We start from the raw sequence: 14305 nt of genomic DNA, 5'->3' as shown, positions 1-14305 counted from the left end.
AGGTCTCTCGATGATTCCACGGCCAGACCAACGAGGAATCCACCATCAGGTCACTGACCTGCGAAAACTCCACACGTAGTTCAGTCAACAGGTAAGCGAGTTCTCCTCGCTTCGTGATGGCAGCTGCTGCTGTCAGGAACCTCAACGGTTCGCGGCTCTGCGGATGGTCACCACGGACGGGTCGGTAGGCGGCACCAGCTCCCTGGAGGAGACCTCTACGAGGTGCGCCGGAGCATCGCCGTGTTGCAGGGCGGTCACGTACTCGATGATCTGAGCGTGGGAGAGCACTGGCACCTTTTGGCGAAGGGTGTGCATGGCATGAATCCTCCCCCGAGTGCCTGCCACCGCCCGGACCTCATCGTGTAGATCGTCCACTGCGGTCCGCGTGACCTGCCTTCGAATGCGGACTCGGTAGTCCGCCTCCCACGCTTTCGTTACTGCAGAGACGACACCGATCTGGTGCAGGCTTCCGTCGACGCGGTCAACCAGGTACGGCCCATTCCCGGCCAGCGCGAAGTCTGGGTTTCGCGTGTGCAGATACTCCTCAGATGTGGCTGCAGGTCGTGTGGCGTGAGGGAGTGAGAGCCGTCGGCCGACCTCTGACGTTGCCGGGGAAGGTTTGGGGGTGGCCGGTCATCCTCAGGGTGAAAGGTGTAGTTCCAGTCTCCGTGGAAGCGGTGGCGTGTGATCGGCAGGGCGGCGATGGCCTCGTCACTGATGCGGATGCCGGTGGGGTACTCACCGCTGTCGAGTTCGGCATGCACGGTCAGACCGGTGCGGCTGGTCGTCGCGGCGATGGTCTGGAGCATGACTTCATGGCTGGTCAGGGGCCTGCCGCGCCAGTTCATGGTGATGTAGGAGAACAGCCGGTGCTCGATCTTGTTCCACTTCGATGTGCCGGGCGGCAGGTGACACACCGTGATCCCAAGGCCGGTCTCGGCAGCGAGGTCGGCCAGATGGGTCTTCCAGCCGCGGGTGCGGTAGCCGTTGGAGCCCCCGCCGTCGGCAGTGATCAGCAGCCGGCGGGCGCGGGGGTAGTCGTGCCGGCCACGGGCCTGCCACCAGCGCCGGATCGAGGCAACGGCGAACGCCGCGGTGTCGTGATCGGTGCCGACGGTGACCCAGCCGGTGTTCGCCGCCATGTCATAGATTCCGTAGGGGATCGCCTTCTCAGCTTGGCCTGGGAAGTCGTGCGTCTTGACCCTCACGGGCTGCCCTGCGGGCCGCCATTCCTGCCCGGCGTTTTTGTAGTCGCCGATCAGTTCTTTCTTCTTGGTGTCCACGCTGATCACCGGGTCTCCCGCGTCCCTGTGGTCGCGCGCCCGCTCGTTGAGGTAGCGGAACTGGGCATCCCGGTCCGGGCGCTGAGAGCCTTCGATGGTCTTGGCGTTGGCCTGCAGACTGAAGCCTTCCTCCCGCAGCAGGCCGGCGACCGTGTCAGCGGAGACCCGGTGGCCCTGCCGGGTCAGCGCCGCTGCCAGCTTCCGGGTCGACTTCGTCGTCCAGCGCAGCGGCGACATCGGATCGCCCCGCTCGTCGGGCTCGACCAACGCAAGCAGCGCCGGCCGCAGCCCCGCATCCAGCTCGGTCGCTTTCTTCCGGCCCCCGCCAGGATGACGGACCCGCCCCAACGGAGCCTGACCAGACCAGTTCAGCCACTCCGCGCGAGACCGTGCCTTCCCGAACCCCGGCCGCAGCAGCGACGAGCCTGATCCCACCATGCCCCAGCGACCGCGCTTCCGCCCCTATGGCCAGCCGACGCTGACGCTCGTCCAGATGCGGCAACAACACCTGGAACTTCGCAGCCAGGACGGCCTCGATCCCCTCCGGTCTCCCCATACCAGAACAACGAGTCCCAGAGCCGGAAGCCACGACTTGTTTCCCGGCAAGCCCTAAGGGCCTGTCGGACGGCCGGTTGATTGCGCCGAGCATGGGCCGCTGACGGCCGCGGAATTGTCGCACTGGCACACACCACGCGATCATTCCGGGGCCGTCGCCGTGTCCGGAGGGCAGATCGCAACCGTCACGCGTTTCGCATGACCAGACGCCCCGACACGCTGTCAGAGGAAGACGCGCGCCACCTCCAGCCACTTCTGAGCGTCCTCGCCGGTCGCCGTCAGGTCGGTTTGGGACCAGGGGCGACGCCGGGTGACACACAGGCAGAAGTCGATGGCGCCGCCCTGTACCCGTTGCGCGGCAGCCTCGGGGCCCCACACCCAGGTCCGTCCGTCAGGTGCCGCCAGTTCGACGCGGAAGGGGTCCGCCGGCTCAGGCAGTCCGACGGCGGCGAAGGACAGCCCCCGTCCCAACACCCCCAGCGACGCCACGTGCTGCAGTCGATCCGTCGGGCGGTGCGCCACGCCCACAGCATCGAAGACGTCCTGCCCGTGTGCCCAGGTTTCCATCAGACGAAGTGGCGCCATCAGGGCCGGGGTCACCTTCGACATGTACCAGGGGAATGCGTGGTCCCATGGCGTGTCGCGCAGTGCCGCCGTCAGTTCCGCTCGACCGGCCCGCCACTCGTCCAGGAGTACCGACCGCGGTTTGGCCGCTCCCACGGCGGCGGCCCTGTCTGCGTACCCGCTGCCTTCGGCTTCCGCCCGCCTGAGCTCGGCGTCGAACGCGTCTGGAGTACGTAAGGCGCTGAGTGCGTTCGCGTCCGCCCACGCGAGGTGGGCTATCTGGTGGGCGACCGTCCAGCCCGGTGCCGGTGTCGGTATGGACCAGTCGTCCACTGCCCTGACCAGGACGTCGAGTTCGTCGCCCTCAGCGACCAGCGCGGGCAGGACGCCGGCGTCATCTACATCGGGGACGGCGAGGTTGTAGTTCAACATGTGCGCCATGGTGCCACTCCTTGCTGACCATCACCGGCGTGATCGCCTGGTCAGGCGCAGCACTCGCACCACGAGGCTGCGGCGTCGGCTGGTGTCGCCTCGGCATGTTCCGCTCCCTGCCTGACGTGCCGTCGGGCCCGGGGAGGACTCGGCGGAGTCGGCTCTGAGATGCCGGGGTCGGCGCCGAGGGCGAGTACCCGCTAGGTGCCGTCGAGGCCGTAGTGATCGCCGAGCAGGGTGTAGAACTCAGGTGCGTAGCGGGGCCGGTGAGCGGCGTAGTGCGGCGCGGTGGACGCGAACACACCCTCACCTGGAACAGCACCGGTCCGCGCAGCCGGCGCAGCGCGAACTGGATCCCGGTGGCCGCGGCGAACAGCAAGAAGATCAGGCCCCCGGACAGCAGCCGGTTGTCCGAAGGCGGTGGCCGTGATCGCCGAGGCGAACACGCCCAGGCTCACCCACAGTGCACGCCGGTCGGGCCGGGGCGCGGACGGCAGCCGCAGCACCGCCCACCTGCGACAAGCGCGTCCATGCTGGTGGGGGTAGCGGCATCCGCAGGACCAGCAGCAGGAACAGCTGCACAACGAAGACAGTGACGTCCGGGGCGGGCAGGGTCTGGGAGAGTACGCCGGTCAGCAGCGGCCCGAAGGCCGTGTCGGCCACCATCGACGTCGAGGCGATGAGGCTGGCGTGCTTTTCTCTCCCGCGGGGGCAAGGTCGGAGACGGCGGCCATGCCCGCAGACAGCACCGCTCCCACCGAGATGCTGCTCAACAGCCGGGCCAGCCCGAGCCCAACACCGAGTGCGCGGTGATGAACAGCGCGGTGGCCACCAGCCCGAGAACAAGGCCCGGCACCAGCACCGGACGTCGCCCGTACCGGTCGGCCAACGGGCCGCCGAGAGACAGGGGGATCAGCCGTCCGGCGATGTATCCGGTGTAGACCAACGTCAGGGTCTCGGCGGTGAAGCCGATCTGGTGCTGCCACAGCACGTACAGCGGCGTGGGCTCGTTCGACAGGGCCATGGCCGCGATGCCGGGCCAGGCAGCCAGCCACATTCAGCGCCGGGACTGCGGCTGGGAGGAGGCTGCGTGCGGGCCCGGCTATCGGCAAGCAGCCCCACCAGAGGCGCCACCGCTCGAAGCTGCTCCACGCCGACCCCCGCCCGGGCCCAGCCGCAGGCGAACACCCAGCCCGGCAGCGTGCCCTCCACCAAGAACACATCCCCGCCCTCAGCCCGCCAAAGCGTTCGATAGGCGCGGTCAATGGGGAGCCGGGCCCGGCTTGTCGCCTCGAGGCGCGTTCATTGCCCGGTGGTGACGGTCTCCGCATTGCTGCGCGGCGTGTGCTCATCCGCGCCGGCCAACCAGAAGAGGACCGGGGGCAGGGTGAGTTCGATGACGGCCAGCGCGACCTGGAACCAATGCGGCCAGCCGTGCACGGCGAGCGAGAGCAGCCGGCCCAGGCCGCCCAGCAGGAACACGCCGGCCAGACACCGCACCGCCCGAGCCGGGATGGGCCGCTGCCGTGCGGTCCAGAGCCACGCCAGCCCATAGCCGACGAAGCTGGCCCCCATGAACCGGCCCCAGCTGTCGACCGTCGTGCCGGCAGAACCGGCTCCGGGGATCGCCTCGTTCCCGAGGAGCACGTGGTACAGGCCGATCACCACACTGGACCAGCCCATCAACGTGGTGAGTATGCGCAGAGTCCTTGCCATGATCCCTCCGAGCTGCGCCGGTCCCGCTTAGTTGACATGTGTCTACTAGACTGGATGCACTAGTAGACGTGTGTCAAGTAACCTTCGTTCGTGCCTCCCCGCCAACGGCTCAGTCCCGCCGACCGCCGCGCCCAGCTCCTCACCGTCGGAGCGCGACTCTTCGCCACACGCCCGTACGACGGTGTCCTGATGGAGGAGGTCGCCGAAGCGGCCGGAGTCTCCCGCGCCCTGCTCTACCGTCACTTCCCCAGCAAGCACGCCCTCTTCGCGGCCGTCTATCAGCAGGCTGCGGACCGGCTGCTCGCCGAGACCCGGCTTGACCCCGCGGACTGTCTGGTGGATCAGCTCATCCAGGGCATGGAGGTCCATCTCGACTACTTCGTGGCGAACCGCCACGCCGTCCTTGCCGCGAATCGTGTCCTCGCGGGCGATCCCGTGATCCAGACGATCATGGCGAACGAACTGGACACACTCCGCACGCGCCTACTGGCCGTACTCCCACTCGCGGAAGAGAGTGCCCGCGAGGCCGTGTCCGGCGTCCTGAAAAGCTGGTTGGTCTTCGTCCAGGTCCTCTGCGTCGACTGGCTCACCCGCGAGACCTGTACCCGCACCCAGCTGCGCGACGTCTGCATCGGCGCGGTCCTCGGCGCGCTCCGGCCGCTGCTCGCCGAGGACCCCGCCCCCGACTGGGCGCCGCAGCGGCCCAGCCCACGCGCGTAGGTCCGCCGTCAGAATGTGAGGGAGTGAGGATCCGTCAGTAAACCCCGCGTCAGCAAGGTTTCAGTGCTTGAAACTTAGCGGCGCAAGCGAACCGCAGGAGCGACGCCCGTGACTGGCAGCGGCCGAAGCGACTGACCTCGCAGACGTCGTCGACGCCGAGATCGTCGATGACGAGAACCACAGGCACCTGCCCTCGGTCGCGTCCGACGCCGCAGCCGCGGCGTGCCGCATCACCCGGGACACGATCCTTGCCGAGGGTGAGCTGCCACCTCATGCCGACGCTCACCCCACCTTCACCGCGAAGGACTTCACCCGGTGGCCGAGTGACCGGACCGGCTCGCCGGGCCCCGCCCTCAGGTGAACCAGCGGCGGGAGGTCGGGTCAGTGGCTGGTCACCGGGATGTCAGCCGGCGGTGCTTGTGTGGCCCGGTCGGAGCACCGCCGCCGGGGACGACGTGTGGCGCGGGCATTCGTTCACCATGAAGGGGAGACCGTGCGCGTTGCATACCCCAGTGTGCTGGACTGGCCGCTGGCCCGCGTCTGTCCGCTGTCGCCGCCACCGGCTCTGGGTGTCGTCCGTGACGGGCCGCCGACGCTGGTCCGGCTGCCGGCGGTCGCCGGTGAGGAACAGCTGGTCTGGTTGATCACCCGCCACGAGGACGTGAAGGCCGCGCTCAAGGATCCCCGGCTGAGCGCCGACGAGACCCGGCCCGGCTTTCCGCTGCGCATCCCCGTGCCCACCGACGACCGGCCGAGCGGGTTCCTGCGCATGGACGATCCGGAGCACGGCCGGCTGCGCAGAATGGTCGCCCCCGAGTTCACGGCGCGCCGGGTGCGTATGCTGCGGCCCCGGCTCCAGGAGCTGACCGACCGGGCGGCCGACGCCCTGGCGGCCGGTCCGCACCCCGCTGACCTGGTGCGGGACTTCGCGGCCCATGTGTCGGCGCTGGTCATCGCCCGGCTGCTGGGGATACCGGACGAGCACACCGCCTTCTTCCTGGAGCAGACCCGGATCCTGCTCACGGATGGCGACCCGGCGCTCTCCTTGGCGGCGCACCACCGGATCATCGCCTTCCTGGACGACACCGCGCGCGCCAAGGAGAAGCAACGGGGCGACGACCTGGTCAGCCGTCTGGTCACCAATCACGTGGCCACCGGCGAACTCGACCGCGCCGACCTCCTCGGAATCCTGAAACTGCTGCTCATCGCGGGCCATGAGTCGACGGCCACTCAGATCGCCTTCAGCGCGCTGAGCCTGCTGACCGACGACGGGCTGCGCGCGGAGGTCCTCGCCAGCGGCGGGGCCCTGCTGCCGGAGTTCGTGGAGGAATCGATGAGGTTCTGGTCGATCATCCAGGACAGCGTCGTACGCCAGGCCACGGAGGACGTCCGGATCGGCGAGACCCTGGTCGGCGAGGGCGAGTCGGTGATGATCAGCCTGCTCGCCGCCAACCACGACGCCACGGTTTTCCACCGACCCGAGCGCCTTGACATCCACCGGGACGCCTCCGGTCATCTGCTGTGGGGCCACGGCGCCCACTTCTGCCTCGGCGCGTCGCTGGGGCGTCTGGAGGTGACGCTCGCCCTCGGTTCGCTCTTCACCACGCTGCCGACGCTCCGCCTGGCCTGCGAGGTCGGCCAGCTCCGCCTTCGCGAACATCCAGTCTTCCACTCCCTCACCGAACTGCCCGTCGCCTGGTGAGCGACTTCCGCAACTGCGCCGGGGATTGCGAACTTTCTTTCTCCCTGTCTGTGCGTCGCTGATTTCAACACGGCCGACTGGGCACACAGCAACCGCCCACGGGAGACCACTTCAGCATCAGCATCGGCGGCGCGGTCACCGGCTCCCAGGTCGGAGCCGGCCACACCGTCGAGCAGCACCAGGCGAACCACACCACCCACCACCCACCACCCGGCCAACCTGCACAAAGCCCTTACCAACCTGCGGCGCGAGATCGCCGCCCGCGCAGAAGGCGGCAACCGCGCCGAGGCGGACGCGCTCCTCGACGTACTGCAGTCCGAGGCCGACGCCGGCCGCCCCGTCCAAGGTATCGGCGCCCGCTTGCGTCAATGGATTGCCGCACACACCCCAGGTCTCCTGGAGACCGTCACCACCGTTGTCGTGCCCCTTGCCGTCCAAGCTGCCGCGGCGGCAGCCAGCGGCGCGGTTACCGACGCGCTGCCCCCGGAAACTGAGGATCTTCAGGGTGGCCACCGATCGAGTGACAGGCGCCGTGGCGGAACTCCGTGCTAGAGGCCTCGAGTGATGGTCGAGGAGAAGGCGTCCATCATGCCCGCGAGTGTGGAGCCCTGTTTGGCCGTGCGGACCATCGATGCCGTACCAGGAGGCGAGGCTGCTCTGCACGTTGGCGGGGCCGGACCAGCCGGGCTCGACCGTGCCACCAGCCGTCATGCGTTCGTGGGCGAGAGCGGCAGCGCCGTAGCTGCGCAGCGCCTCCTCCTTCGTCACGGGCCGATACGGCATGTGGTTCGTCTCCTCGTGTCAGGTCAGCTGGGTCTGAACGGCGGCCATGGAGGTGCAGGTGTCGCGGACGCCGTCGTTCTTGTGGAGACGGTGCCGCTCCAGGCGGATGGCGCCCAGGTGGCGGGCTTCGTAGACGAGGGAGCGCCAGGTGGCCGCGGCGGAGGTGTCGCGGGGGCCGTAGGTGTCCCAGAACGCGGTGCGCTCGTCCTGCTTGGCGCTGGCCATGCGGATGGTCCAGTCGGCGGCCGGATCGCCGAAGAGAGTGCGGTCCAGGTCGAGGACCCCGGTGATCACCGGTTCGGGTGCCTTGGAGTCCAGCATGGTGTTGACGGGCCTTCACTAGGCTCCCTGGAGTTGTCGGATTCGACTGCTCTGGAGGGGACTTGGACGAGGAGTACAGCGATGGGTGTTGAGAGCCGAGTCTTACGACTTCCTCAAGCCGCTGCCGGGCCTCGCCGACGAGGTATTCGCAGCCATCGGTAACATCCATGAACGGGCCGCCCGGAACCGTGCTCGGCACGGCACACCGATCATCATCCCGCCGCCCGAGGTGCTGCCTGACCCTCGCCTGAACCTGTTCTTCCGCGTCAGCCCCATGACGGGCCGGAAGCCGAGAAGCCGGATCCGTACCCGCGCTCGACGTGACCGGTGTACTACCGGCAGCTCGGCGAGATCGCACGGCGCGTCCACGACGTCCGCGGCCCCTCCTTCGGGCCCATCACCGGTCCGACATACGGCAGGTGGAGCGAGGCGCTCGCCGCCTCCTTCGAGGACATCGCCGCAGATTTGGAGGGCATCGGCCTCGACGCGTCCGATGTCCGCAAGGTCATCACGGCGGCACACCACCACCAGGCCGTCCTCGACGAGATCACTGAGCCCCGGATGCTCGCGGGAGATCTGTGGCTCCCCAACACACAGCTTGATCACCATGCCTCGGAGCCCGTGATCATCGGTGTGTACGACTTCGACCGGACATGGTGGGGAGACCCTGCGGCCGACTGGACCATCCGCATGGTCACGGCCAAGCCCGACGAGCGACGGAGATTCTGGGACACCTACGGGCCCTTGGACCGGACCGACGCCGCGACCTGGCGCTCGAAGATCTACGAAGCCCGACATCTCGGTGCCCTCCGCCTGGAGCGCCACCGCCTCGGCAACAGTGAAAGTGTGCGGAACAGCTACGAGTCGATGGCGCAGATCCTCGCCACCGTCGCCTGAAGACGGGCTCAGCTACTTCGACAAGGACGTCCCCGATGCCGACCAGCTGCGCGCGGGCCGGCGCGCAGAATCGGACGAAGCGTGTGTTGCTGGGGCGGCGCCGTAGCTGGTCGTACCGGCCGCCGCAGCGTGGCCCTCGACAGGAAGGGCGCGGTAGCTTCAAGCGTTTCGGCCTGCTACCTCCACAACTCCGCAAAGTCGGCAGCAAGATGGGAAACTTGTCTACGGAGGTGCGTGCGAGTGACGGTATTGGAGTTCGCGGCCGGTCAGGACGGACGCGTCTACGTTGAGGTCCCGGACGGGACGAGTGGCGAGGGCGGCAACGGACTGGTCCGGGCGGGCGCGGGGGAACGCATTGCCCGGGCGGCGTCGGACACCTGGCAAGGCGCCCTGGCGGGCGTACGGTCGGCCGCCGAGGGGGCGTTGGCTCAGCTGCGAGCGATCGACCCGCCGCCCGAGGAGGTGGAGGTGACCTTCGGGGTGGCAGTCGACGGGAAGTTCGGTGCGACTTTGGTGTCGGCAGGAACGAGTGCGCATCTGAACGTCAAGGTGGTATGGCGGAACACGGCCGGGACGACGACGGAATGACGGGCCTGGCAAGCCGGCTCGCGGAGCGTCCGCCGTGGCTGGTCCGGTTTCCGCACCCGTACGGTGACAGCGTTGCGGGAGCTGGCGTACTCGTCGGGCCCCGACATGTGGTGACCTGTGCCCATGTCCTGGAGCAGCAGCTCGGCCGACCGCTTCCAGCACCTGGCCTCGACCTGGCGCATGCCGAGGAGGTCGAGATCGAGTTCCCCTTCGCTGGTGAGCCTGGTGCTGCGGGTGGGCGGATGCGAGGCACAGTCGTGGGTTGGGTGCCGATCGCGGCGGATGATTCCGGGGACGTCGCACTGCTGGAACTGGAGTCGCCCGTCGACTGCACCCCGGCTCCGCTGGCATGTCCCCCCGCGCTGAGCGGTCACCGGTTCTCCGTCCACGGTTTCCCCCATGGTGATCCGACGGCCCGGCAGGCAACCGGTGTACTGCGAGGGGCTAGTGGACGGGAGGGACCGTGGGTACAGCTGGACGCGGAAAGTTCGACTGGCTGGGCGATCGAGGTGGGTTTCTCCGGCGCGCCCGTCTTCGACCACAGCAGGGAGGCCGTGGTCGGTCTCGTCGTGATGCGCGACGATCCCCGTACCCGGACGGGACACATGCTGCCCATGTCCTACCTGCGGACGCTCTGGCCCGAGGTGCGGCGCAACTGCGGCTGGCGATTGGACCTGGACACCAGCTATCGCACGCACTGGCGTCCACGGGCACGCGGTTCCGAGATCGATTCCGACACCGGCGAGTGGTTCTTCACGGGCCGTACCGAGGCCCGTCGCGTCATCAGCGCCTGGTTGGAGGAACGGGACCTCGCCGAATACCCGATCCTGTTGGTGACCGGTGGTCCGGGCAGCGGCAAATCGGCGCTCCTTGCACACTCACTGGTCTCGGCCGACCCCCTGCTCGCTCCGACTGTGCCCACCGATGGCCCGCGCCCGCCGACCGGCTCCGTGGACGTCGCGCTCCACCTAAGAGGGCGTACCCGCGGGGACGTGACAGCGCAGCTTGCCGGTGTTTTCGGTGTTGCTGCGGGCGAGCCCCTCGAACTGCTCGCCGCAGTGGGGGAGTTCCCGCCCACCGCGCAATTCTGCGTGCTGGCCGATGCGGTGGAGGAGGCTGCCAGCCTGGAGGAGTCCCTGCAGATCGCCACCCTGCTGCGGCAGTTGGCCCACACCGGCCGGGTCCGGGTACTGGCCGCGGTGCGTACTGCACCCAGCGGTACGCGCAGGGAGCGGATCCTGAGCAATTTCGGCCGCAGCGTCCCACGCATCGACCTGGAGGACAGCCGGTACCTACACCGCCCCGACATCGCCGACTACGTCACACGCCGCCTGGCCAGCGAGAAGGCGGGCGCGGACCGGTACCGCGCGTACCCGCGAGCCGAATTGGCGTCCATCGGCGAGGCCGTGGCCCGCTCGGCCCGCTACAACTTCCTGATCGCCCAGCTCACCGCCGGATGGCTGACCCGCCGCACTGCGCAAAGAGCCGATCCGGGCGGCCGCGGCTGGGAGGACGGACTACCCGAGACCATCGGCCAGGCGATGGATGCCTACCTCGACACCTGCGGTCCCGACACCGAGACCGTCCGGCGCCTGCTCACCGCGCTGGCCTACGCCCGCGGCGACGGCCTGCCCCGCAGCAGCACCTGGCTGGCCATGGCCGACGGCCTCGGCTTCGGCGCCGGGCACACGGCCCGCGATCTGGAGAAGATCTTCGACAGCGCGGCCAACTACCTCGTCGAGCGCGCTCACGAGGACTCGGGACCACACACGTACCGACTCTTCCACGACGCGCTCGACCAGCATCTCCGAGAGGAGTGCGAGCGTGTCCATCATGCACCCGAGGCTGCGATCACGGCCGCGCTCATGGACGCCGTGCCAGTGCACGACGGGCAGCGGGACTGGTCCACCGCCGACTCCTACACCCGTGACCACCTGTCCGATCACGCAGCCGCTGCCGGACAGCTCGACGCCCTGACCACCGACGCCGGATACCTCGTCCACGCCACACCCCAAAACCTCACTCCCCACCTCCGGCACGCCCGATCCGAACCCGCCCGACGGACCGCAGCGATCTACACAACCTCGACCCACCTGCTGCGCCACCTCGCGCCGCACGACCGCCGCGGGCTGCTCGCCATCGACGCCGCACGCTACGGGGACGGAAACTTGAGCGACCGACTTGCCTCCGGCCGCTTATGGCAGCCGCGCTGGGCCACCGGAGGCGTGGTTCACCCCGCCTTGACCGCGTCGGTGACCCGGCGTGGAACCAATGCGGTGGCCTGCACCCTGATCGACGGGCGTCCCCACGCCGTCTGCCTAGGCCAGCTGCGCGACGACGCCATCTACGTATGGGACCTCGACAGCGACGAGATGCGGGCCGAACTGCCGAACGGTCCCAGTCCCAGCCCGCTGGGAATGCCCGTGGTGGCCTGCGCTGTCATCGACGGACGCCCCCACGCAGTCACGGCGCGCTACAACGACGACGGGGTGCGCGTGTGGGACCTGGATGACAACGTGCTGCGTGCCGAACTAGCGACCGGCCACAGCCACGACGTCGGCGCCCTGTCCTGTACCAGCATCGAGGGACGACCCCATGCCCTGGTCAGCGCGCAGCGCTGTGTGCGCGTCTGGGACCTAGAAGACAACACCCTGCGCGCCGAACTGCCGGTCTGCCGCGACGAGGGCGTCGCGACGATCACCTGCACCCTCATCGAGGGACGGCCCCATGCCCTGCTCAGCGGCTACGACGGCGTGATACGCGTCTGGGACCTGGCCGGCGAGATCCTGCGCGCCGAGCTCCGGACCGGCCAGTCCGGTGGCGTGCGCGTCCTGGCCTGCACCGTCATCGACGGGAGGCCACATGCAGTCGGAAGTGGGGAGTTCGGCGACGGCGCCCTGTGCGTGTGGGATCTCGAGAGGAACGTCAAGCGCGCCGAACTGGCGGTCGATGAAGACCGCGGAGTGGTCGCGCTGGACTGCCTTCAGATCGACGGGCGCCCGCACGCCGTCACAGCCGGGTACCTGACCGACGTTGTGCGCGTGTGGGATCTCGAGAACGGTGCCGTGCGCAGCGAACTGCGGACCGGCCACATTGGCGGGGTACGCATGATCGTGTGTACCCCCGTCCGCGGCCGGCCGCACGTCATCACCTCCGGTGGCGGACGGGGCGCCCGGGTATGGGACCTGACTGTCGATGCGCAGCCCCAGGCTGCAGTGAGCGGCCACAGCGGCGTCGTCAACGCGCTGGCCTGCACCGTCATCGACGGCCGACCCCACGCGGTGTCCGGCGGTGCGGACCGCTCCGACGACACCATGCGCGTATGGGACCTGACCGCCGACCGTCCGGACAACAGGCGCGTTGTCCGGACCGGAGGCACAGTGGACGCGCTGGCCTGCACCGGCATCGATGGACGACCGCACGCACTCACCAGCGATTCCCTGTCAGACACCATGCAGGTGTGGGACCTGACGGCTAATCCGCCGCACCTCGCGCGCGCCGCACTCCACACCGGCATTGGCCCGGTGAGCGCCATAGCATGCACACTCATCGACGGACGCCCGCACGCTGTGGCCGGCGGCGGCACCACCATGAGCGTGTGGGATCTGACGGCCGAGCCAGGGCAGGCCGCAGGCGCCACCTTCCGTACCGGTCACCCCGACCGGGTCACCTCCCTGGCCTGCACCATCATCGACGGGCGCCCTCACGCGATCACCAGCTGCTTCATGGACGAAACAGTCCGGGTGTGGGATCTGACGGCCGAGCCAGGGCAGGCCGTGCGCACGGTGCTGCGCACCGGACATAGCCGAGGGGTGCGCGCGCTGGCGTGCACCGTCATCGACGGGCGCCCTCACCTCGTCACTGGCGGCAACTTCGGCGCGAGGGCCGAGACGCGCATCTGGGATCTGACCGCGAACACGTCACAACCTGCCCGCGCCACCCTCGACAGCGGCGCGGTGCGCGCCCTGGCCTGCACCATCATCGACGGCCGACCCCACGCCGTCACCAGTGGCTTCCACGACGACCCCGTGCGCGCGTGGGACCTGACCACGAACGCCTGCGTCGAGGCAATTCACGTCCCGCTGACCGTGAACACCATTGCCGCTTCCGGCCCGTTCATTGTTCTGGGGATGAACGGTGACCTCCTCACCCTCGAGTGGACAAGGGACGGTGCGCAGCGTCGACGCCCCACACTCTCAGGTTCCTGACAACCACGTTCCACGAGGCCTCTTCTGACTTCGAGGCAGCACGCATGCGAGCCCGACGCCCGGGACAACGTTGTACGGATGCCTGCGGGACTCGACAATCCCGGTTCCGACAACCGACTTGCCTAGTGAACGGGCCACAGGTCTCCGGTGAGCAGGCGCGGTTGGGTGATCTCGTCGAGGGCACGGTGGTGTTCTGCGGCGAGGTCGGCGGCCTTGCGTACGTCGGCTGCGTCCAGGCCGAGATGCTCCAGATCGTCGGCGATGGGTGGAGGGAGGCGATTACGGCGGCGCTCCAGGTGGGATGTCCAGGCCCCGCGACCGGACCGAAGTGCGGGCCGCGGACGGCGTGAACGCGTGCCGTGATTTCGCCGAGCTGGGCGAAGAAGCCGGGCCAGAGGTCGCGGGGGTAGGCACCGAGACGCTCGGGGGCGGGCACACCGGTGAGGTGGCTCTGCACGATCCAGTCCCGGCCGGTGATCTCCTGTGACCAGTCGGCGAACAGGACGCGCGGGATGAGGCCGGCGATGGGGGAGAGG

9 protein-coding genes and 2 pseudogenes are annotated in these 14305 nt (G+C 68.9%); 5 read left to right on the top strand and 6 right to left on the bottom strand.

The genetic code is table 11. The features are described from left to right. Positions 1-141: 141 nt before the first annotated feature. The 5 genes and pseudogenes from AC07CM_RS40685 to AC07CM_RS40665 form a co-directional block, all read right to left on the bottom strand. Positions 142-315: a hypothetical protein gene (locus AC07CM_RS40685; protein WP_478881564.1), complete on the bottom strand. Its 174-nt coding sequence runs from the start codon at positions 313-315 to the stop codon at positions 142-144. 293 nt (positions 316-608) lie between these two features. Continuing rightward, positions 609-1839, bottom strand: a pseudogene (locus tag AC07CM_RS40680) (ISAzo13 family transposase); the annotation flags it as partial. A gap of 221 nt (positions 1840-2060) precedes the next feature. Beyond that, positions 2061-2843, bottom strand: a complete 783-nt coding sequence (locus AC07CM_RS40675; RefSeq protein ID WP_478881563.1) for a TIGR03084 family metal-binding protein — start codon at positions 2841-2843, stop codon at positions 2061-2063. Between the two features lie 319 nt (positions 2844-3162). Next, positions 3163-3891: pseudogene (locus AC07CM_RS40670) on the bottom strand (MFS transporter); the annotation flags it as partial. Between the two features lie 245 nt (positions 3892-4136). Beyond that, the gene (locus AC07CM_RS40665; protein WP_478881562.1) at positions 4137-4550 is read right to left on the bottom strand and encodes a DUF4345 domain-containing protein; all 414 of its coding nucleotides are present in this window, start codon (positions 4548-4550) and stop codon (positions 4137-4139) included. 90 nt (positions 4551-4640) lie between these two features. On the opposite strand from AC07CM_RS40665, the gene AC07CM_RS40660 reads away from it, so the two are divergent. Next, positions 4641-5270, top strand: a complete 630-nt coding sequence (locus AC07CM_RS40660) for a TetR/AcrR family transcriptional regulator (RefSeq protein ID WP_478881561.1) — start codon at positions 4641-4643, stop codon at positions 5268-5270. Positions 5271-5763: 493 nt separating this feature from the next. After that, positions 5764-6972 carry a cytochrome P450 gene (locus AC07CM_RS40655; protein ID WP_478881560.1) on the top strand — a complete coding sequence of 403 codons (1209 nt, stop codon included), beginning with the start codon at positions 5764-5766 and terminating at the stop codon, positions 6970-6972. A gap of 801 nt (positions 6973-7773) precedes the next feature. Here AC07CM_RS40655 and AC07CM_RS40650 read toward each other — a convergent pair. Next, positions 7774-8076: a hypothetical protein gene (locus AC07CM_RS40650; protein WP_478881559.1), complete on the bottom strand. Its 303-nt coding sequence runs from the start codon at positions 8074-8076 to the stop codon at positions 7774-7776. Positions 8077-8403: 327 nt separating this feature from the next. Between AC07CM_RS40650 and AC07CM_RS40645 the strand changes: the two genes are divergently transcribed. The 3 genes from AC07CM_RS40645 (at position 8404) to AC07CM_RS40635 (ending at position 13769) form a co-directional block, all read left to right on the top strand. Further along, entirely contained in the window at positions 8404-8973 is a 570-nt protein-coding gene (locus tag AC07CM_RS40645) for a phosphotransferase (RefSeq protein ID WP_478881558.1), read from the top strand. 240 nt (positions 8974-9213) lie between these two features. Beyond that, positions 9214-9561 (top strand): CU044_2847 family protein, encoded by a 348-nt coding sequence (locus AC07CM_RS40640; RefSeq protein ID WP_478881557.1) that lies wholly within the window; start codon positions 9214-9216, stop codon positions 9559-9561. Then, positions 9528-13769: a trypsin-like peptidase domain-containing protein gene (locus AC07CM_RS40635; RefSeq protein ID WP_478881556.1), complete on the top strand. Its 4242-nt coding sequence runs from the start codon at positions 9528-9530 to the stop codon at positions 13767-13769. The genes AC07CM_RS40640 and AC07CM_RS40635 overlap by 34 nt, the downstream gene beginning before the upstream one ends. Positions 13770-14305: the final 536 nt, after the last annotated feature.

The organism is Streptomyces sp. NPDC044061, assembly GCF_056434305.1.
The sequence above is the reverse complement of the archived record's forward strand: the minus strand, read 5'-3'. Positions and strand labels throughout refer to the sequence as shown.